Annotated in this window: 20 protein-coding genes; 1 reads left to right on the top strand and 19 read right to left on the bottom strand. The window is 48.6% G+C overall.

Features of this window, described 5'->3' with window-relative positions:
- Nucleotides 1-299: 299 nt before the first annotated feature.
- Nucleotides 300-1151 (bottom strand): DUF1989 domain-containing protein, encoded by an 852-nt coding sequence (locus tag PG5_RS29030; RefSeq protein WP_020800651.1) that lies wholly within the window; start codon nucleotides 1149-1151, stop codon nucleotides 300-302.
- A 15-nt stretch (nucleotides 1152-1166) separates the two neighbouring features.
- A complete protein-coding gene (locus tag PG5_RS29025; protein ID WP_020800650.1) occupies nucleotides 1167-1820 on the bottom strand; it encodes a GntR family transcriptional regulator in 654 nt (217 codons plus the stop codon).
- A gap of 173 nt (nucleotides 1821-1993) precedes the next feature.
- On the opposite strand from PG5_RS29025, the gene PG5_RS29020 reads away from it, so the two are divergent.
- Complete coding sequence (locus tag PG5_RS29020; protein WP_020800649.1) at nucleotides 1994-2551, top strand: TetR/AcrR family transcriptional regulator; 558 nt, start codon at nucleotides 1994-1996, stop codon at nucleotides 2549-2551.
- On the opposite strand, the gene fabF is transcribed toward PG5_RS29020, so the two are convergent.
- The 17 genes from fabF to PG5_RS28925 all read right to left on the bottom strand — a co-directional run bounded on the left by fabF (nucleotide 2548) and on the right by PG5_RS28925 (nucleotide 21618).
- Nucleotides 2548-3822: a beta-ketoacyl-ACP synthase II gene (fabF, locus tag PG5_RS29015; protein ID WP_020800648.1), complete on the bottom strand. Its 1275-nt coding sequence runs from the start codon at nucleotides 3820-3822 to the stop codon at nucleotides 2548-2550. The two genes, PG5_RS29020 and fabF, sit on opposite strands and share 4 nt — an antisense overlap.
- 31 nt (nucleotides 3823-3853) lie before the next feature.
- A complete protein-coding gene (locus PG5_RS29010; protein ID WP_020800647.1) occupies nucleotides 3854-4648 on the bottom strand; it encodes an SDR family oxidoreductase in 795 nt (264 codons plus the stop codon).
- A gap of 210 nt (nucleotides 4649-4858) precedes the next feature.
- Nucleotides 4859-5194, bottom strand: coding sequence for a helix-hairpin-helix domain-containing protein (locus PG5_RS29005; RefSeq protein ID WP_020800646.1), 336 nt, complete (start codon nucleotides 5192-5194; stop codon nucleotides 4859-4861).
- A 113-nt stretch (nucleotides 5195-5307) separates the two neighbouring features.
- A complete protein-coding gene (locus tag PG5_RS29000; protein ID WP_020800645.1) occupies nucleotides 5308-7296 on the bottom strand; it encodes a nucleoside-diphosphate sugar epimerase/dehydratase in 1989 nt (662 codons plus the stop codon).
- A 125-nt stretch (nucleotides 7297-7421) separates the two neighbouring features.
- Entirely contained in the window at nucleotides 7422-8438 is a 1017-nt protein-coding gene (locus tag PG5_RS28995) for a glycosyltransferase family 4 protein (RefSeq protein ID WP_020800644.1), read from the bottom strand.
- Between the two features lie 128 nt (nucleotides 8439-8566).
- A complete protein-coding gene (locus PG5_RS28990) occupies nucleotides 8567-9619 on the bottom strand; it encodes an EpsG family protein (protein WP_020800643.1) in 1053 nt (350 codons plus the stop codon).
- Complete coding sequence (locus PG5_RS28985) at nucleotides 9616-10452, bottom strand: glycosyltransferase (RefSeq protein WP_020800642.1); 837 nt, start codon at nucleotides 10450-10452, stop codon at nucleotides 9616-9618. The genes PG5_RS28990 and PG5_RS28985 overlap by 4 nt, the downstream gene beginning before the upstream one ends.
- A gap of 71 nt (nucleotides 10453-10523) precedes the next feature.
- The gene (locus PG5_RS28980; protein ID WP_020800641.1) at nucleotides 10524-11543 is read right to left on the bottom strand and encodes a polysaccharide biosynthesis protein; all 1020 of its coding nucleotides are present in this window, start codon (nucleotides 11541-11543) and stop codon (nucleotides 10524-10526) included.
- A 17-nt stretch (nucleotides 11544-11560) separates the two neighbouring features.
- Entirely contained in the window at nucleotides 11561-12418 is an 858-nt protein-coding gene (locus PG5_RS28975) for an SDR family oxidoreductase (protein ID WP_042955837.1), read from the bottom strand.
- Nucleotides 12419-12468: 50 nt separating this feature from the next.
- The gene (locus tag PG5_RS28970; protein WP_020800639.1) at nucleotides 12469-13968 is read right to left on the bottom strand and encodes an oligosaccharide flippase family protein; all 1500 of its coding nucleotides are present in this window, start codon (nucleotides 13966-13968) and stop codon (nucleotides 12469-12471) included.
- A 45-nt stretch (nucleotides 13969-14013) separates the two neighbouring features.
- Complete coding sequence (locus tag PG5_RS28965; RefSeq protein ID WP_020800638.1) at nucleotides 14014-15195, bottom strand: glycosyltransferase family 2 protein; 1182 nt, start codon at nucleotides 15193-15195, stop codon at nucleotides 14014-14016.
- 682 nt (nucleotides 15196-15877) lie between these two features.
- Nucleotides 15878-16924, bottom strand: coding sequence for an LPS O-antigen chain length determinant protein WzzB (locus PG5_RS28955; RefSeq protein WP_020800636.1), 1047 nt, complete (start codon nucleotides 16922-16924; stop codon nucleotides 15878-15880).
- Between the two features lie 401 nt (nucleotides 16925-17325).
- A complete protein-coding gene (ihfB, locus tag PG5_RS28945) occupies nucleotides 17326-17622 on the bottom strand; it encodes an integration host factor subunit beta (protein WP_042955834.1) in 297 nt (98 codons plus the stop codon).
- Between the two features lie 317 nt (nucleotides 17623-17939).
- Nucleotides 17940-18911 carry an NAD-dependent epimerase/dehydratase family protein gene (locus PG5_RS28940; protein ID WP_020800635.1) on the bottom strand — a complete coding sequence of 324 codons (972 nt, stop codon included), beginning with the start codon at nucleotides 18909-18911 and terminating at the stop codon, nucleotides 17940-17942.
- A 45-nt stretch (nucleotides 18912-18956) separates the two neighbouring features.
- Nucleotides 18957-20123, bottom strand: coding sequence for a glycosyltransferase family 4 protein (locus PG5_RS28935; RefSeq protein ID WP_020800634.1), 1167 nt, complete (start codon nucleotides 20121-20123; stop codon nucleotides 18957-18959).
- A gap of 32 nt (nucleotides 20124-20155) precedes the next feature.
- A complete protein-coding gene (locus PG5_RS28930; RefSeq protein ID WP_042955833.1) occupies nucleotides 20156-21091 on the bottom strand; it encodes an NAD(P)-dependent oxidoreductase in 936 nt (311 codons plus the stop codon).
- Between the two features lie 245 nt (nucleotides 21092-21336).
- A complete protein-coding gene (locus tag PG5_RS28925; RefSeq protein WP_042955831.1) occupies nucleotides 21337-21618 on the bottom strand; it encodes a hypothetical protein in 282 nt (93 codons plus the stop codon).
- Nucleotides 21619-21804: the final 186 nt, after the last annotated feature.

Genomic DNA, 21804 nt, shown 5'->3' with positions numbered 1-21804 from the left:
TACGGCGAGTCACTTGGAAGAGCCTGTAGGAGCGAGCCTGCTCGCGATGAACCTGAGAGCACCGAGGGGTTTCAGGTGCCCAGCGTCATCGTTGACGACCATCGCGAGCATGCTCGATCCTACAGGGCCCGCCGCGATGGGAGGGGGGCAAGAAAATCAAAAGCCAGATCAAATCAAAAGCGAGGCGGCCGACCGGCCGGCCTGATCGGAAGCCATACGCAATCCCCTGTAGGAGCGAGCCTGCTCGCGATGGTCGCCAACGATAATGCGTGGCAGCTGATTCACCGGCAAGCCACCGCCTACTTTTCCCAATCGGCCTTAGCAATGTGCAACCCATGCAACCCCTGGTACGCCGCACGCTCCGGCTGGCTCCAACCCTCAAGCAACGCATCATCCAGTCGATACACCTCCACTCCCAGCGGCCGGCACACGCTCAGCGGATCCTGCGCATCCGGCCCCCACATGGCCAGTGACAAATCACCTCCCGGGCAGGTCGACAGTGCGCAGAGCAAATCGATTTCGGCGAAGAACTCCAGGTAATCGCCCTTCTGCGCCGGACAGGCCTTCATGAAGTACATGTCGTCGTGGTTCAGCCCCGTACACTGGAAAATGTTCAGCACGTCATGCACATCGAATTCGGTCAGGCCGTGAGGCAGTACCGCACGGGTCAGGTTGGAATGACAGTGATGGTGAAAGTCCTCGCCGGTGAGCATCTTGTTCACGTACGGATCGCAGCGGGTACCGAGCAAGTCGTGCAGGCGCCCGCCGTGTTCGTCGATACCGTACGCGGCAAGGCTGTCATCGGTGATGGTCACCAGCGGCCGCAAGAATGGCAGGTTCGACCAGAGCCGATCGTGGGTGCTGACGTGCGCCCCCTGCAACTGCCGGGTCCGCGCCGCCCACAAGCGTTCGCGCGGATCGTTGGCGTTCCACACGTTGAAATCCCCCACCTGCGGCCCGACCGGCGTGGTCACGCGAAACACGTGCCCGGCTGGCACTTTCCAGGCACGACCAGTACGGATCGGCACTTCGAATGACTCGATCAGGGTGCGACCGTCCTTCGCGTCGCGAACTCGCTCGTAGAAGGCCTTGTCCACCTGCAAGGCCGAGCCTTTGCTGACTTGATAAGCCGCCGGATAGTCTTTGTACATGGCACAGATCCTCGATCAGTGATGGGAAGCAGGGGCAAACATTTGCAACAGCAGGTGTTCGGAATCGTCGAGATACAGGTTCATGGCGTCTTCGGCCCCACGCTTGTCGCCCTCTGCGAGCAGCTGATGGATCTGCCGATCGCGAGCCAGCCAGGGCGCTTGGAAACGTGCTTCATCGGGGGCGCTGCAGAACACCAGGCGCAATTGCGCGACGACGTTGGTGAAGAACGCGTCAAACAAAGGACTGCGCAACAACCCGACAATGTGTTGGTGAAAGGCCAGGCCATGGGTGCCGACGGCGCGCCAATCCTCGCGCTCACGGGCCAACTCGGCGGCTTCCAGGGCTTCGAGCATGCGGTCGGACTCATACTCGCGCAGGGGCCGGCTGGCACCGATGGCCTGCAACTCGAGCACGCGTCGAACCCGGAACAGGTCCCGCACATCCTCAACCCCCAGCCGGCGCACCATGACTCCCTTGTTGCGCACATAGCGGGTCAAGCCCTCCTGCCCCAAGCGGTGCAAGGCCTCCCGAATGGTATTGCGCGACGCGTTATAGGCGGCCACCAAATCGCTTTCCACCAGGGACATGCCCGGCAGCAATCGCCCACCAATGATGTCGCCACGTAACTCCAGTGTGATCTGATCGGCCAATGACAGCCCGCTGTTCATACTCATTACCCCGGATTGTTCAACAATCGTTGGTGAATGAGTAATCACTATTCGTGCCATATTTCATTGGGGTTCGATCAAGTTCGACGCATCTGCATGCTTTTTAGAAATAGAAGTACAGTCACCATCCAATTTTCATTGGTTAATATGGCGCATTGATGTGGAGATATCAGATGCGTTACTCGCAGGACCATAAAGCCCAGACACACCAACGCATCATCAAGGAAGCTTCCGTGCGATTTCGCCGTGACGGCATCGGCGCGACCGGCCTGCAACCGCTGATGAAAGCGCTGGGCTTGACCCACGGGGGCTTTTATTCACACTTCAAGTCCAAGGACGAGCTGGTGGAAAAAGCGCTGCAGGCCGCCGGGGATCAAGTGGACGTCACCTGCGCCGAGCTATTTTCCCAAGACCGCCCGCTGGAGGCATTCATCAACGCCTACCTGTCCGAATGGCACCAGACCTCGCCCCACGAAGGCTGCCCACTGCCGACCATGTCCTCGGAACTCGGCATGCGCGGCCAGCCAAGCCCTACATCAGACGCGGTGCTCCAGGCACGACTTCGCCAGATCCAGGGCACCCTCGAGGGCGAAAACATCGAGCGACGCAGCATCGTCATCATGTCCACACTGATCGGCGCACTGCTGCTATCGCGCAGCGTCGAGAACCCCGAGCTGGCTGCCGAGATCCTCGAGGTGACACGCACCCACCTTAATCAGCCGGACAACTAGCCAACCCAGCGCTTGAATAGCACGCTGGCATTCACCCCGCCAAACCCGAACCCGTTGGACAGCGCGTACTCGATCGCCATGGGTCGTGCCTGGCCGCGGACAATGTCCACGCCCTCGCTGGCCGGGTCCGGATTATCGAGATTAAGGGTCGCCGGCACAATCTGGTCCCGGATCGCCAGCAGCGTGAAAATGGCTTCGATCCCGCCAGCAGCACCGAGCAAGTGCCCGGTGGCCGACTTGGTCGAGGTCACTGCAATGCCGTTTTGCGAACCGAACAGCGCCTTGATGGCTGCCAACTCCCCCAGGTCGCCCACTGGTGTCGAAGTGGCGTGCGCATTCAAATGCTGGACCTGCTCCGGCAAAATCCCCGCCTGAGCCAATGCCAATGACATGGCCCGGCGTGCGCCGCTGCCATCCTCAGGCCCCGCGGTCAGGTGATAGGCGTCGGCGCTGGTGCCATAACCGACCACCTCTGCCAGGGGTTGAGCACCACGGGCCAAGGCATGTTCCAGGGATTCGACCACCAGCAGGCCAGCCCCTTCACCCATGACAAAGCCATCGCGGTCGCGATCGAACGGACGCGAAGCGCGCTCCGGGGTGTCGTTGAAAGCGCTGGACAACGCACGCGCCGCCGCAAAGCCAGCAAGGCTGACCCGATCGATCGCCGCCTCTGCGCCCCCACACACCGCAACATCCGCCTCGCCGCAACGAATCAATCGCACCGCATCGCCAATCGCCTGGACGCCAGCCGCACAGGCCGTGACCGGCGCGCCCAGCGGGCCCTTGAAGCCATGCTCGATCGACACATGCCCCGCGGCCAGGTTGACCAGGAAGGAAGGGATGGTGAACGGCGACAACCGTCGCGGCCCACGACTGTCCGTGGTACGCACCGCATCGGCAATCGCCCCGAAACCACCGACGCCGGACCCAATGATGGTTGCCGTACGCTCCTGGGCTTGCGCTGTTTGTGCCTGCCACCCCGCCTGCTCGATCGCCTGGCGCGCCGCCTCCATGGCAAACAGGATGAACCGATCCATCTTCTTCTGTTCTTTGGGCGCCGTTGCCCGATCCGGATCAAAACCTGCCTCCGGGTCCTGCGCAACGGTTTGCACCGCCCCGCCGACCTTCGCCGGCAGATCGGCCACCACCTCATCCGGCAAATTGCGCAACCCGGAACGCCCAGCCAACAAGCGCGCCCAGACCGCCTCCACGCCGCTACCCAGCGGAGACACCAGCCCCATGCCTGTCACTACCACTCGACGATCACTCATACCGCCACCACCTCACACCGGTTCGCCCGCGTCATTTGTAACGCGCAGCCGCCTTGCTTTTGGAAAGATTAGGCGCCATGACCAGACGCGCCGCCACAAATGCATCCCAGTCGCCAGCATCCGGCAATGAAGGAATGGTCACCAACTCACCCTGATCCAGTCCCGCCAGCGCCGCATCGACCATCTCCCCCGCCTCCATCACCATATCCTCCGGAATCTGCGAAGCATCGATACCCGAACGCTCCCAGATCTCCGTGCGTGTTACCCCTGGCAACACAGCCTGGACCTTGACACCGGTGCCGTCGAGTTCGGCGTTCAACGACTGAGTCAAACTCAGCACATAAGCCTTGCTCGCGCTGTACGTCGCATTAAACCGCTCGGGAAACAACGCCACCACCGATGCAATATTGATAATCGTGCCCCGACCCGCCTTGGCAAAACTCGCCGCCGCTGCCGACGCCAAACGCGTGACCGCCGTGATATTCAACTGAATCATGCGCTCCAGCTGGTCCAGATCGGCATTGGCCAACAACCCATCCGCCGCTATCCCCGCATTGTTCAGCAACAGACTGATACTCGAATCACTGCGAAGACGCTGCTCAAGCTTCAGCACGTCATCTTTCTGCGTCAAATCCGCCTTCAACACCTCAACCTGAACACCATGGGCATCACGCAACGCACTCGCCGCCGCGTCAAGCCGACCTTGATCACGGGCGACCAACAACAAATCAAAACCACGCGCAGCCAAACGCTGCGCGTAGACAGCACCGATGCCGGAGGAAGCGCCGGTGACGAGGGCTGTGCCTTGGGACGGGATGGAAGTCATGATGATTGCTCCTGGGAGATGCCAGAGGAAAGGATAGGCGCCAAGGTTGTCAGCGCGCCGACATGGAAATCGCATTTATTATAGTCATAATTTAAGCGTCATATGATAGTCGTAATTTTCTGATCGCCGACGAAAGGCAAAACCGCTCACCCTCCGCCAGATAGCAAAAAGGCCGGTCAATGACCGGCCTTCCAAGGCAGATTTACAAGCTTAGTTCACCTGAAGCTTCTCGCGATTCTTATCCAGGAGCGCCTTGCCGAACCCCTTCACCTCGAGCAACTCCTCGGTGGAGGCAAACGGCCCATTAGCTTCACGATACGCAACAATCGCCTTGGCCTTGGCCTCCCCCACACCGGACAACTTACGCTGCAAGGTCGGCGCATCAGCCTTATTGAGATTCACCTTGCCTGATTCCACACCCGCCGAAGCCTCCATAGCCACCGTAGCCTTGGATGCCTCCGGCTTGGCCGCAGGCGCTGCATTGGCGGTGATAGAAGCACTGGTGAGCAGGGCAAAAACAAGGGAGTAGAAATAGCCTGTACGCATAAATGACGCTCCATGACATCGGTTGAGGAAGCAGCTTTTCCGCAGCTGCTTCCTCAACGTTAGGCGATGTGGGGAGGGTGTCAAAAATGTGTCTGTTGCTGGATGTGAAACAATCAGGGTTCGAGGCGACGTTGCTGGTAGATCCAGTCGACGATTTCGCCGTCGGGGGTGTAGCCGCTGACGGTTTCGCGCAGGAGTTGGCGGACACGTGTGTAGTCATCGTGTTCAACAGCGCTAAGCAGCTCAGTCAGCTTTGACTTGAGAATTTCCCAAGGTAGATGATCTTCATTGGCACTCATGATCATCGGATGTTGCGTCGCGCTTACGTTGTCACCAATCAACAGTTCCTCATAGAGCTTCTCGCCGGGGCGCAGCCCCGTGAACTCGATGGAGATATCTCCATGTTGGTTTTTGTCTGAACGAACGCTTAAACCAGATAAATGGATCATCTTCTCGGCAAGTTCAACAATTTTTACCGGCTCGCCCATATCCAGCACAAAAACATCACCACCTTGGCCCATAGAACCCGCTTGAATGACAAGTTGTGCGGCTTCCGGAATGGTCATGAAGTAACGAGTGATTTTTGGATGCGTGACTGTAAGCGGCCCACCGGACTTGATCTGCTTGTGGAAAAGCGGAATTACTGAACCTGATGAACCCAGAACATTGCCAAAACGTACCATAGTGAAGCGAGTTTTGTTCACGTGGGAGATGTTAGTGGTATCACCAAACAATACTGGTGCAATTTCTCGGCTCAGCGCCTGAAGTGTCAGCTCAGCGAGGCGCTTGGTGCTCCCCATAACATTTGTAGGTCGTACGGCTTTGTCCGTCGAGATCAATACAAAATTGGCCACTCCAGCCCTTAGTGCGGCTTGAGCGGTATTCAGCGTACCAATCACATTATTCAGAACGCCTTCGGCTATATTATGCTCGACCATTGGTACGTGTTTGTATGCCGCCGCGTGATAAACAGTATCTACATGCCATGTTTTCATCACGTCTAACAACTTTTCTTGATTACGCACCGAACCCAAAATGGGCAAAAGCCGCACAGACAAAGACTCACGAGCAATTCGCTGTTCGAGTTCTGACAAAATGCTATAAAGATTGAACTCACTATGCTCGAACAGCAAAAGAGTAGTTGGGCGCAAAGCAAGAATCTGGCGACATAACTCAGATCCAATGGACCCACCTGCTCCAGTTACAAGAACAGACTGGCCAGCAATACAATGTGCGAGTAAGTCAGCTTGAGCCGGGACCGCGTCACGTCCCAACAAATCCGCGATGTCAACTTCTTGAATGTCATCGACTTTCACCCGACCACTTGCCAAGTCCATAAAACCTGGAACGCTGCGAACGTGAAGAGGGAAACCTTCAAGGTAGCCAAGGATCTCGCGGCGCCGACCGCGGTTGGCCGACGGGATCGCGAGGAGAATCTCCTGAGCGCCCGTGTTATCGATCATCTGCTGGATATGTTTAGGCTTGTAAACCTGCAATCCGGAAATCACTCGATCGGCAATTCCGCTATCGTCATCTATGAACGCGACAGGGCGCATCACTCTCCCCATTCGCAAGGCGGCTACAAGCTGGTTACCAGCCGCCCCCGCACCGTAAATAGCGACTCTCGGGAGCCCATCGTCACGACTGGTAAACGGTACGTGCTGAGCAGCACTGAACCAGTCGCCCAGGAAGTACTGGCGCATTGCCAAACGCAGGCCACCGATCATGATCAGACTCAACCACCAATAGTTGAAAATGATCGAACGCGGGACGACATTTTGGTGATTACTATACCAGTAGACGACTATTCCTAGTATCAATGACGACAAAGTGACAGCTTTGACGATGGCAATCAGCGCGTCATTCCCGAAATAACGCAAAACGGCGCGATACAACCCGAACCGGATGAACAGAGGGATCGCGATCAATGAGGCACTGACAAATAGCCATAGATGGTCTCTAAGCGGGTTGACCAATTCGTCTATGCCAAGGCGAACGACAAACGCCAACCAAAGCGCCATCCACACCAAAACCAAATCTGTCACAACCTGCATCAGCCGTTTTTTTCGCCGAGGCAGCTGAAGCAGCCATTGTCGAAGCATTTCAATATCCTTTTCAAATAAAGCAGAGTGTTAGCTTAAGGCCCAACTGCATTTATCTCAAACCTATTCAACCCATCAGCGCCTATAACAGCAACACTAATCGGGGACAAAGGGCAAACGATAAGTCAGATGTCTCGTTGACCAGCTTTGAGCCGCAATGCCACCACGACCAATGGTACATAAGCGATCACAACGCCGAGAACTCCATCCAGCAGCCCCAAGCTCACCAACACACTTAGAGGCAATAACCATATGAAATTAATGCACACAACTGCCAGGGTTACTCGGCGATGACTACCCGTTCGGCGAGATGCAATTTGGTAGGCGTGACTTCGGTGCGCCTCGTAAACCTTTTCACCCCGAAGCAAGCGAACAAAAAGTGTGCAGGTAGCATCAACAATGAATACACCCAGAAGAATTAACCACGACCACAATAGCACAGGACTTGTCAAGGCAGCTTGAAGCGAAAGAACGCCTAAGGTAATGCCCAGAAATCCGCTTCCGGCGTCCCCCATGAAGATACGGGCAGGAGGAAAATTCCAATACAAAAATCCAGAAACAGACAAAGCAAGGGTAATGGGCAACCATACACCCTCTGAATTGCCTGTCAAAACATATAACAGCGCTCCACCTATAGCGACAAATATTGCCTCTAAACTTGCAAGCCCATCAATACCGTCCATAAAATTGTAGAGATTTAACAACCAAACTAGAAATACAGCGCCGACGCCGTAGCCAAACCAACCCAAATCTAGGGATAGACGAAAAAACTGCAGTACAGGTAGGCCACCCAGAAAATACATGGCCACTGCAGCCGCCGTAAAGTGGCCCAATAGCCGCCAACGAGCTGCCACATGCCCATGATCATCAAGAAACCCAATCAACGCTACCAACGCACCAGGTATTACCAGACCCCAAACGATAGACAAAGGCAAAAAACCGGTAATACCCAGTATAATCGTGCTAACGATGAAAGAAACGACAATAGCGACCCCTCCACCTCTTGGAGTAGGCAAAGTATGAGAGCTCCTAGAGTTGGGGATATCAATTAAACTATTCGAAAGCGCATAACGACGTAACAAGGCCGTCCCAATCAACGCACCAATGAGTGTAAACGGCAATATCCAATATAAACTAGTCATCTAAGAGCTTCCGAAAAATATGCTGCGGCATTATTTACCACGTTCGGTAATAAAATAGCGACTTCACAGTCGAACAAAATCAAATTTGAGTTTTGTACGTGCAGTCTAAAATTGGCTATATTATTCATTTAAAGAAGCTCAAAGATCAAATTGATCGTATATGGCAGGAAAGGAGATGGCCCCATCCCATCCTCCGAAAGAAAATTCTTGAATGCACTTAGGGCACCCACCAACCCAGACAACATCAAACTAGACTTGACAGCAAAATTAAATTCTAATTGACTTCGATTATAAGTGATCAACATGGCAAATGGCAGAGCAAACGAAAGCAAATCGAGAAATCGTAGCCCGGCATAAGTATAGGACGAGAGGAGCCAAAAAAAAGCCCCAAACCCGACCCCCAAAACAGACAACTTCCCTTTATCAGATCTCGATAAATTACTAAACAAAACACCTAGCACCAACACGAGCAAAACCACCAACTTACTTAAACCTGATGATTCGCCTGGCGCGCTGAAACCCTGGTAAGACGCCAATTTCAATTGAAAATAATCCATATTGACGTAAACGATAGCCAACATCAACGTCGAACATAACAAACCAGCCAGCACCGTTGAGACACGGCTCCATCGCATTTGACTGAGCCAAATCACTGCAAATGAGCACATAATTGAATAATGAAATAAAACGGCGCCGATTGCAAAAGCTGCCGAACTTTTCATTCTTCTGCGATTGTAATACTGAGCCGCTAAAATCAGCATCCCGGATGCAACTCCAAGCCTTATGACATTCATACTGTATTGATAAATAAAAGCAGGCGCAATATAAGCCAAAAACATGAATCGTTCGTTCTTATTTGATCTAGCTATATAAAAAAACAACAAACCAAAAAAAATCAAGGAGAAGAATCTTACCACCATCACTGGACTATCGAATATGCTAAACAGAACTTTCGAAACACCTATAAATCCTGGTTCCATGCCGCTTGAGTCACTGTTATCGGCAAGTCCTCCTACAAGAAACTCGTACGTATTTGTATCGGTCCCTACGTCGCCTCTCAATACAGAAACCATTGTAAAAAAAACAAGTAGGAGTAATATTGGTGAACGGAACCTGTTGCCCGTAAGCTCCGATAGAGTCAGCACTGTAAAAATCAATGTCCAACCTATCAAATAAATCATAGATTATTCATGCCTAAGGTTACTTTCAGTGTACGACGCGCAAACCGGATAATAGACCACAAACCAAACGTAACATAGGCACCTAGGCCTATCATTTTTTGTCTAAAAAGAAAATTATAGACAAATAGCTCGCCACGCTCCATTCGCCACAAATTACCGCTTAGACCGGAATCGCCATAGCGTGGTTTATAAGAATAGGCCAATGGCGAGAGATATCGATAGCATTTGTGGCCCGCAAACTTAGCATGGCACCAAAGAAGATAGTCTTCGCAATATCTTTTCCCGCTGAAGAATCTAATCGACAATGAGGAAACCACCATTACCGACGAGGTGGAAAACCTGTTTGACGCAAGCAACTGACTGCCAGAAACCTCATGAAATGTAATGTTGTTGATGGGACGCTTACCGTCACTGGGCTCTTCAAGAATGGCAATACAATCTTGCCCAGTAATACTGACATCAGGGTTATTTCTCATCCACGCCAACTGAATTTCTGTTTTCTGTGGATGCCAACTGTCATCTGAATCTAAAAATGCTACAAAAGGTTGAGTCGCGCATTCCCACCCTGCATTCCGAGCGGAAGCGGGACCCATATTATGAGGCAGGGCAATCACTTTGATCCAGTTTTCAGGAAATTGATCTTTCAACTGATACAAAAAACCCAAAGTGCCATCACTACTATAATCGTCGACCAATAGTACTTCAAAGGGTCTGAGCGTTTGCTCGTATACCGAAGTTAGAGCTCGCTTTATCGAGTCAACACAACGATAGCAAGGAATAACAACACTAACCTCGGCATATACCATCTTCACTACATCGCTCGCATCGATCATATATAACTCATTTTATTTGGTCGCCTTCAGGCGAGCAGTAACGACAGTTTTACTGCTCAACCACAACTCACTTACTTCCCGGTAGCCAACTCAGCTTTAATGTAATCCAATTTTTGAAGCACATCCTTTATTTCTTCAACAGAAAGGCGATGCGTATTATGAGAAGTATAATCATCTAGAACAGACACTTGCTCCTCTCCATTAGAGGAGTACTTTTCATAATTTAAATCTCTGTTATCCGCTGGAATTCTGTAATACTTACCCATATCCTCTGACTTGGCCATTTCTTCACGAGAAATTAAAGACTCGTAAAGCTTCTCACCATGTCGCGTACCGATAACTTTAATATCCGCTTTTTTCTTAAACAATTCTATCAAGGCAGTTGCAAGATCAGCTACGGTGGAAGCGGGAGCTTTTTGAACGAATATGTCGCCTTGTTTTGAGTGCTCAAAGGCATGCAAAACCAGATCAACAGAGTCTTCTAGCGACATTAAAAACCTAGTCATATTGGGATCTGTGACTGTTAACTGAGCTCCACTTTTAAGTTGATTCACAAATAAGGGAATCACGGACCCCCTGGAAGCCATTACATTACCGTACCTTGTTGCGCAAATTACGGTTTTTGACGTTGTAGGTATCATCCTGGACTTAGCAATGACCAGCTTTTCCGCCATCGCTTTTGATATACCCATGGCATTAATTGGATAGACCGCTTTATCAGTACTCAGAACAACTACGCGTTCAACACCACAAGCGATCGCCGCATTTAATACGTTCTCAGTACCGAGAACGTTGGTTTTTACTGCCTCCATAGGAAAAAACTCGCAGGACGGCACCTGCTTTAACGCCGCGGCGTGGAAGATATAGTCAACGCCCGAGAGAGCCTGCTCAATGCTGGAATAGTCGCGAACATCACCGATATAGAATTTTACTTTATCGTTCCCCAACGCGATGCGCATATCTTCTTGTTTTTTCTCATCCCGGCTGAAAATTCTAATTTCTTTTACAGCGGTATCTAGAAAGCGCTTAAGCACAGTATTCCCGAAGGAACCAGTACCACCAGTAATCATTAATACTTTATTATCGAACATAGATTCTCCAGACTCTATCAGCGGGTACGATACATGTAATCGATTAGTTCTGCCCAAGATGGTGCAACATAACCTGTAGCAGCTTGAAACTTGGAAGGGTCCAGCGATCGATCAATGATCAGATTTTCATCCCTGACAATTTCTATTTTCTTTTCATAGGCAGATGAAATAAGACTTAGAAGCGAAAACTTGTCTATTGGATTAGCCGCGACTTGATAAAGCCCGCTGAGCTCAACATTCGGCAAAACGAATTCCCGCACAACTCGTGCCAGTTCTACAGTGGGCAACCCTGAGAAAATAGCTTTCGCAAATCCCTTTACACTTTCAGACTGACTCAAAAACCAATCGACTAAAGAGTAAGTACTATTGAGCTCATGACCAATGATAGACGTCCTTAAAGTAACAACTGATTTTGAGTCGACCACCTCACCTAAATACTTGGATTTGCCATAGATATCCTCCGCATCAGATATATCGCTCTCAACGTACATCCCTTTTCGACCAGAAAATACGCAATCAGTGCTAATTTGAATCAACCGCGAGCTACATAGCTCACACAGTTTGGCCAGTCTATGTGGCAACAAAGAGTTTATTGGCAATACCGACATTGGGTCTTTAGCCGTCGACAACTGTTTGATTAACCCAACACAGTTAATCACTGCATCGGGCCTTATCTTGCTGAATACTGAAATCAGCTGATCGGAATCTAACACATCGACGTTCGAAAGAAGATTCGTTCTCTCAGCCTCAGAAAAGCTTGTGAGCGCTGATGGGCTGCGCGTGGTCCCCCAAACGTCATATCGCTCGTCTGCGAAAAGCTGCTTGTACATCATGCTACCTAGCATCCCGGTAGCACCCAAAACCAATATTTTCATAGTTATCACCCACTGACTATGTTGCGACCGTTAAAAGACCTAGCATGGCTTCAGTTAAAATCTTTCAATTGGTTTCTGTAGAGATATGCGCCTGCAAGCAAGACTAGCCCACTTAGCAAAACTTGCACTCCTACCAAGTAAATTGAAGACATCGACCAAAACAACAGATAGTCAAGCAGGCTAAAAGCCAACCAGCATAGAACTATCATCGAAATTACGATTCGTGCCACCACCATCAGAGTGCCAGATAGATAGGGCAATTTCCTAATTAAAAAGAAACACGTCAGCACTATCGAGACTATATTGTAAACCACCCACATATAGGCGGCGCCTAAGACTCCATAAAATTCGACCAAAAATGGAAGAGCAACAAGCATGATAGAAACACAGACCAGGTTTAACTTAAAAGCAAGCTGCGTCCACTTCATCGCCAACTGGAGTGAAAAAGGAACTATCGATAAAGACTGAAGCGCCGTACCAATGATCAACAGTGGTAGGATTGCGTTTATTTTATCAGCTAACTGCGCGTCAAAAATAATGTGCAATAAGCCATCAGATAACCAGTAAATACAGCCGCACAAAACGGACATCACCAGCGCAATAATCGAAAACGCTGAGCGGAACACTCTTTCAAGCTCAGCCTTGTTATCGCCTGCAAAGCTTTTGGAAAACCGAGGGAACAGAACTGCGCTAAATGCAGTAGAAAATATATAAGGAACACCGGCAAGTGTCGCCGCGAGAGTATAAGCAGCATAATCCGAAAGACCAACATTGCCACTCAGGTAAACCTTATCGTATTGAACGGCTATAATTGACGTCAGCGATATCAGCAATACCCCCCCACTAAATCTAACACCTTTTTTCAATACGACTAGCTTAAACCCTCTCACAAACGGATTGAAACCTATACTTTTATAAAGCACAGCAAGCAACATTAACAAGTAGATGCTCTGAACAGCCACTTGAATATTGAAGTATGCAGTAATGGTTGCGCCTGAAGGCATCACTTGCAGTAAAAGCACGACACCCAGTGTTCTGGCGATCGAGTACGGTATGTAAATGGCATTGAGCACTGGTTGCAATTCGCGACCAACGAATACACCCTGCAGCACAAGTATTGGTAAATTCAACCCAATAAAAATAGCCATACAGTGAATCGATTCTACAACGTCTGCATGCGACAACGTTTCAAAACTGAGCCAGTGGTTGCTAATAATCTCAGCCCCCATCCAAACTACCAACATCACAACCAGACCCAAAACTAAAAACAATGAAAAATATGTTTTTATCAAAATCTTGGTTGATTTCTTGTATCTCTTTGGCGCGTAATGCTCGCATCGAATTGAAGATGCCAATCGATGAATGATACTACTCGTCAAACCACCTTCCAGCACCATCAACACCATGAGAAGAGACGTAAAGAAGCCGATTAAACCAACAGCCTCTGCACCTAAACTCCTTGTAAGTAACGGCAATGAAATCAAACTTGAAGCGGCAAATATCACTCTCCCTGAAAAACTTGCCAAAAAAAGCGTTCTAATACTTTTCACTTTTCATATTCCATGAAATTCAAGCTCTACTTCTTAGCGACTTTCTTACAGAGTAGTTTTTATCCTATTACGCAAATTCATGTCCAATTCATGGCGAGCCAGTCGTACGTCTGGAACCACGGCTAAAACCTCTCTACCATTGCTCGCAGAAGGCTTCAATAAACGCTTAAAACGCATTGCTATATGTCTTGAAACCACAACAAAGAGTTCCTTAAAGACATCCAAACGACTTACTCTAAGATAGCCCTGTTCAACCGCGGCCCGTCGAGCCTGACGCGTTGTAGAGATATAATCTCTATGACCCCAAACGCAAAGGGCGTATAAGCGAGCCAAATTAAACTTCTTTAACTGCTCAGATCCGCCGACACCATTTAAAGTAGCCCAAGCGGCATGCGCCCAAACTGTTTCTACGCTAAAGAAGTGAGGAATAATTTCAGGCCATTCGAGATTTTTGAAAGGCGCAATATGAGGGTCGCTCTTAAGATCACCTTTGTGCTTACCCGCTGCACTACGCCCGCTATTACTACCCCCTGCGCCACCTGGCATAGTAAAAGGCAGATCGATGAGTGCATACTCATGCCCAAGTAGGCTGAGCCCCACGGACGCTGACATATCTGGACTAGTACCAAAAAATACCTGGCCATTAGAGCCGCGCAAATCGTTGATCAAAGATTGATGAACCAATCCATGATAAAGTTTTGGAAGCGCGTCCGTACCTTGGCAAGCATTCTGTAATGCTACATCTAGGTTTTCAAGGCTGCCCATATATTCAATTCTTTGATTGAACTCGCCTAAGTAGACACGCCCGGCATGAGCAGCGCCGTACATTTTAGTACGGAAGTCGGGCCAGTAATATAATGCCTTAACCTTAGGAGTAATCATCTTTATACCTTTACTCTTAGCAAAGGCTGCTACCTCTATGATTCGCTCGGAGACACTATCGTCATCGCCGATCAAGCAAATATACTCTCCCGTTGCAAGACTCATTGCTCTTTCATGGTTTTCTGTCATTGAAAGACGATCTTTCCAATGAACATAAGTCAATCGTTTATCTAGTCTCTCTTTCGCCCATTGCGCCAACTCGCAGCTATCGTTGCTCGTATCATGCACGACAACTTGAAGAAGATCTGAATCAATATCAAGCAAGCTTTCAATGCAATAAATAGCGTATTGCGATCTGTTATGTGTTGGTATTACAACCGAAACTAGATAATCAACATCAACCATTATTTTCTCACTCAAATACTGCAAATCATTAAATCAGCGCACTGCCCAATGTTAGAACATTTTATTTTAACCTTCTTTTTTCATGTTTGCTATCCAAAAAATTAAAGGTCAAAACGCACCGAACAACTGGCGTCAATTCATAATCGGTGGCGGTGTGCCGTCACCGCAGACCTGCGTCAATCAGGTAAATAGCAATGGAGGCGATGGGGACGATGGAAAATCCCGCTGCCCAGCCGAAAGCAATTGTACATGCCGCGCCAAGCACGACAAAGGCCATTGCGCTCGACGCGATGAACCACAGGCCAGGATGAATGAATTTTACAATCTATGATAGAAACACGCACTGACCTTGGCGAAATGCAGGACGTACGGTCGGTAGAAGGTATTGACTTTTGGGCGCGCGCAACAAAGAGCAAGCAAATAAGAAAGATTTTTATTTACAGACTGAGGCCGAGGCTGAATGCTAGGACGCGCCAAATGGATTTATCGTACACGCCGACCCGAGCGGGACAAGTCTGCGTACCCCGCAAGGACGACTATTTAGACAAAGACACCTGGCAACTGAATACATGGCTTTTCAAAGTTGTTTATTTCTGCGCCCATGGATAATTACGAGGGTTTGCCTTTCCAAAACGATTGGAAAAATAATACGACAAGGACAAGACCAACCCTCGTTGACGACTTACGCTCGGGCTACGCGACGACGGACAAAATAGCGCGTTAGAACGATAGCGCTGCCAATAGCTGCACCGGCAATCAAACCAACAATTAAAATTAGGAGCTTCTTAGGTTTAATCGGGGAACTTGGCTGGCTGACTACACCATCTTGACGATACACTTTCACATGATCTGGAGCGGTTTCAAGACTTTTGTAATACGCCAGTTTTTCTTCTATTCCACGGAGTTCCTTTATGAACGGATCATCGGATTCACGTGTTTCGAGATTCACAAGCTCGGCTTCCAGTGCCTTGCTCCCCCTCATATAAGTAAGATTCGCCCCCATATCGCCCGACATTTCAGCAGAGCGATCAACGGTAAATATTGGTGGCTTGTCCAAATTTATGGATTTAGCGACATTGAGAGCCTCGCGTAATCGGAAAATAGTGTCTTCGCGTTGTTTTTTTCCGCTCTCACGCAACGTATTGATTTGGGAATTCAATACTTGAGCTCTTACTGAGGCTTCGGCACGGGCATTGCGTACAACCTCTTGTTTTGCAGCTTCGCCTGCCTGGGCCACATATGCGCTTAGTAACTCAGCAGCTTTTACCGGGTCGGTTTCTTGCAACGAAACGATCCAACGGTCATCGATATCTTTACCTACCGGCGCTATAGTCAGGCGCTTATAAAAATTCTCATATAGATTTTTATCTATTTTTTTCGGATCTGAGCCATCTTGTGATGCAAGGTAAACACTTGCAAAAAACGATTGGCGCAATGAGTCTGACTGCAGGTTATGCAAAAATACGTCATAAACATCTTTAACGGTGTAAGGCGCTAATTCAGACTCACGAGTACGCCCATAGTTCAAATTTGCTACATCGTTTATAGTCGGGGGGGCGATTCCGAACTTTACTTCATAAACGGGCGTGCTTAAAAACGCTACGGCCAAAGCTATCAATCCGGCTAACAATGTTAGAGCAACGATCAATCGCTTCCCTTTCCATAGCACTGTCGCGATATCGAAAAAATCGACTTCAGATGCTCGACCATTCTCATTACTACTCTGCATACTACCTATACCTTTGTCACTAACTACAGTAAGAGAACCTATGGACAGCTTTCGGGCTGCTTTTCTTTACGACTAAGCTCGATAAGATTATTCCAGCGATCGAAACGGTAAATCAACCCATCGCGCCAAAAAAGTGACAGTAGTTCAACCTTGCACACTAGCTCAACTTGTGAGGCCTACGTCTTGCAAACCAAAAAAGAACAGGACCAATCGCCATTCCGAGTAGAAAAACCGAAATAATGTAGGCCGCTAATGGCAATTGCGGAGTCGACCAACCGAAGAACATTAAAGACGTAGATTCTCCATTTTCCAGCACGAACGCGATAGATATCAAAATCAGCGTTAGCACGAGGATTACCTGAAGTATGCGTTTGATATTTCGCATTGAAACGCTCCCTCCCTCAGAGCCCATCCTCTTCTTCCTCATTCACCCTATCTCTCAGCTCTTTACCAGGCTTGAAATGAGGTACAAATTTTCCATCCAGGCTCACGGACTGACCGGTCTTTGGATTACGCCCGACTCGAGGTGCCCGATAGTGCAATGAAAAACTACCAAATCCACGAATCTCGATTCGATCCCCCGTCGCTAGGCACTGGGACATTTGTTCAAGCATGGTCTTGATGGCTAGCTCCACGTCTTTCGATGAGAGTAGCCCTTGATGGGTGACAATTCGTTCGATCAACTCCGACTTCGTCATTTTTTTCCCTTCTTTTTCAAGCAGCTAGATCGGTACTTCAGTTGTTTTAGCATGTTCGACAGGATTTGAACAGCCCGGACCTTGACTTAATCCATGGCACGTTTTTCGTCGAGATGGTAGACAAAAGGCGGGATGGCCGGAAACGGAAACGTATATTCCGCACCACATCCAGGAGAGTCATCACGGGCCTACAGATTTCGCCGGTCAGAGTGCAAACCACTCATTCCCAAAGGCGCTAACGAGCCCCCTGCTTATAAAAATTTTTCGCCGTTCCTCCTCTCAAAAAATATTCGTCCAGAGCATGAGCCCTACAATCGTTAGCTTGTCCGCTCCAAAACGTGACTTTGCGTGTGTTTGTAAGCAAAACCCGACTCCTTTAACGCTTTTGAAGCGTGTTCGACAGGCACCCACCCTAAAAGAGTCCGAGCTTTGGATGAGTCGATAACCAGCGAACCGAACAACTGCGTATAAATTGTTGGCTTTCGCAGGATGGTAAAAGCAAGGCGAGCAAGACAATCCGGTAAGGGGAACAATCTTGCCTTGATGTCCATACCTTCAGCTAACAAAGTAACAATTTCCTTTGTTGAAACACTTATGCCATCAGAGATCAGAAACGTCTCGCCCCCTGCCGCTGGGTGCTCAATACACAATGAAATAAAATCAGTCAGGTTATTTAAAGAAACCATACTTCTTTTATTGTCTGTGATAGCAAAAGGCAGGGGTATGCCCGAGGACACCAACTTTAGAAGCCGTTGAAAATTTCCAGGTGCAGTAGCGGCGTAAACTAGTGGCGGACGTATCACCACAAGCTCCATCGTACTACCTTCAAGCTTGCTTCTTAATAGCTCTTCAGCTTTCCTTTTTGATTCTGCATATACTGCATGCGGTGCCACAGCGGAACACTCGGTGAAAGCTTCGCCGTGAGTTTGCGAGCCATTGACACCAATTGAACTAACAAAGATAAAACGCTTTACTCCAAACTTTAACGCTTGATCTGCGAGCCGTAGCGTGCCATCGACGTTTATTCGGTCGAACGCCGAAAGATCATTTCCATCATTGAGAACGTGAGCGCGCCCCGCCAAGTGTACGACAACATCGACGCTTTCTAGAGCAGCCGACCAGTCAGTTCTTTCAGATATCTCGCCGACGACAACCTTCTTGGCAGACCCGACTAACTTACTATTTGAGCGCCTAACCGCTGCTACGACTTTATAATTTTTATCAGAATCTAATTTGCTGATCAGATCTCGACCTACAAAACCGGTAGCCCCGGTAATCAAAATATTCATAGTTTGCCCACATTTTTGTACTAACATGCCTATGCACGCATAGCTTTAGGACTTTTTCACAAGCCCAGTATATTCAGCAATTAATAAAGAGGAGTACAACTTGCTATCAAACTTCGTTTGCGCGCGCTCTCTTGCTGAGTTCGACATATTTTTCAAGAGAACCTCATCAGTTACTAATGAGCGAATCGAGGCTGCAAGACTATCCGAATCACCTACCGGGACAAGAAGCCCGGTTTCTCCATCTACAACCGCATCAGAAAGTCCATATATGGACGTACCTACTGTTGGCAAACCCATCGCTGCTGCCTCAATAACTACAGTACCGAAACCTTCACGATAGCTCGGAAGACATAAAACATCCGAGACCGCCATGTATTTTTCAGGGATATTTGAGAAGCCTACATTTTTTATCCGATTTTTAACGCTACCATTCGATATGTTATCAATTATTGCTGCGCCGTCTGGCTCGTAGGGGCCTACAAGGAGTAGGTGCAGGTCTATTCCTTGTATAACCAAACGCTCAAACGCTTCAATAAGTTCAGATACTCCTTTTTCCTTTGTAATTCGACCTACAAAAATAACAACTTTGCTTTCAGCATTTATTTTCAGTTCAGACTTCAGTGCAGAACGCTCACTCTCGGAAAATCGAGTGGCATCGAAACGCCTCAAATCAACCCCTGCAAAAGACCCATTGCCCAAAACACTTATTTTTTCGCGCTTAATGACACTCTGCTCAACTAAAAATTTCTGCTGACTAAAACTATCTGTGTAGCAACGAGTATTGAGCGAGCCGATGACACGATCACAAAATTTCAAAAGATGCCTTTTCACACCCTGCATCGTTACCCAAGGCTGCCCAGTGTACGTATGCAATCGAATTTTCACGCCGGCGATTTTCCCCGCGATAGCGCAAAGGAGCCCGGCTTTAGGCGTTGTCGAGTGCACAATATCGAACTCACCTTGTCTGAAAATTTTCACTAGCAGAATTAATGAAAACAAATCTTGAACTGGATTTATTTCACGCACCATCTTCACTGGGATGAAATCCGATCCGACCAATTCTCGTAACTCACCACCCAAATCATCATCACTGGATATAACAGTTACACCAGCTCCCGAGTCTTTGAGCGCCTTAATGGTCGCACTTAGCTGCGTAACAATAAAAAACGGAACGGTAGAAACCCTGACGATCTTAAGCTTCCTGTCTACCACACAAACCCCCTCTTAAATCGAAAAATAAATTCTCAAATTTTAGCGATGTATTCAGGAACATATTTCGCAGGCTCAAAACCTAATTTTTGCTTTAACTTTGTTGCTGGATATCGTGTCCTGGAAGTTAACGCATTAACCCTTTCCTGTGTAATAAATCCTTTCGTAACCACAGACAGCACCGCGACTGCAGACCGAATCAAAATTTTTGGTATTCTAAGGGATGGCGCCGGGACGGAAAGCGAAAGGGCAATCCCCTCAATCAACTCTCTCAATGAACAATCGTTTGAAATATTGAAAATTTCGCCTTTTGCTCGCTTGTCGAACCCACACAAAACCAGAGCACTAACTACATCATCCACATGAACATATGTCACAATGGGTTCATTAAAACCGACGTAAAAAAATAATCGTCGCCTTACGACCCCGATTAATTGCCTGATTGAATTGTTTGGCATCTCAGGCCCAAATACATTAGAGGGTCGTAATATTGAATATGTAAAACCACCATCCTTGGACATGGACATAATGTTTTTATCGGCGATAGTTTTGGTAATCTCGTATTCGCCTTTTGGATTGACTTTTGTCTCTTCAGTTACAACTCGGTCCACATCAGGCACAGACCCATATGCGCCAACGCTACTTAATTGAACCCAATGTATTATTTTGTTCTCAGCCGCTTTTTTAGAAGCAATTTTTAATAAACGATTTGTAGAATCGACGTGAAGCTCGCGCATCAGTGCTTCATTACGTATCTCGCCTGCACAATTAAAAACCACTTCGCAGCCATCTAACAAACTGTCAGCATCAAGTTGCGGGTCCTTTAGATCACCGATAAAAATTTTCGCATTAGGATTTTTAGTTTTACCCTGAGATCTAGTTAATATTTTTACTTCATGACCAGTTTCTATCAAGCGATCTACAAGCCTAGCCCCGATAAAACCATTCGCACCCAGAACCAAAACCTTCATTAAGCGCTCCTAATGAAAAACAAAGTATAAAACGTACATAGGTACAAAAATTATTATAAAATTATTATTTTACACTTTTCTCGTCACTTTTTCATTAGCTGGAACTGGTAATCATGCCATCGGTGGAGGCTATGATATCTCAGCATTTTCAGTTTTAAGAATAATTTCTTATAACCCGAAATGCACCCAATTGATAAAACGCGTGCTTAATAGGCCGCCGCTTTCTAAGCGAACTGTTAGCCCACTCACCTGCAGATAACCAGCATCGTCCGCGTAGTCAAGCCCGCAGGATTGAAGCCGAAGAGAAATTCTTGCTCTTCCTTGGCGTCGTCGGACCTGGCCACGACCTTGTAGCCCGCGCCTTTGCATTCTTTACCTGCACGCTTCTGGCACCTCTCCCATCCCGACCCCAGCCCTGAGCAATCGATCTCGATACCACTGACCCCACGCACGGCATGCGTTCTTGCATTAGTTGTACAACCCACCACCAATGCCAGCACTGCCATCACGACAACGAGCCTCTTCATTTGATTCCTTATGCCAGGCAGAACGCCCGGCTGTCGCTTACTCCACGCTAAGACTAGCTGCAAATAAGCGATTGATCCTGCTAAGGAAAGAGACAGTTTTGGCGAGGGAATGTTTCGTGGTTAGCGCGCAGAAGATCGCATCCACGACGGAGAGCCGAATTCCAGACATCGGCATAGGGGACGGCC

Source organism: Pseudomonas sp. G5(2012), from assembly GCF_000408945.1.
Taxonomy (GTDB): domain Bacteria; phylum Pseudomonadota; class Gammaproteobacteria; order Pseudomonadales; family Pseudomonadaceae; genus Aquipseudomonas; species Aquipseudomonas umsongensis.
Note: the sequence above shows the minus strand (reverse complement) of the source record. Positions and strands in the feature narration are given on the sequence as shown.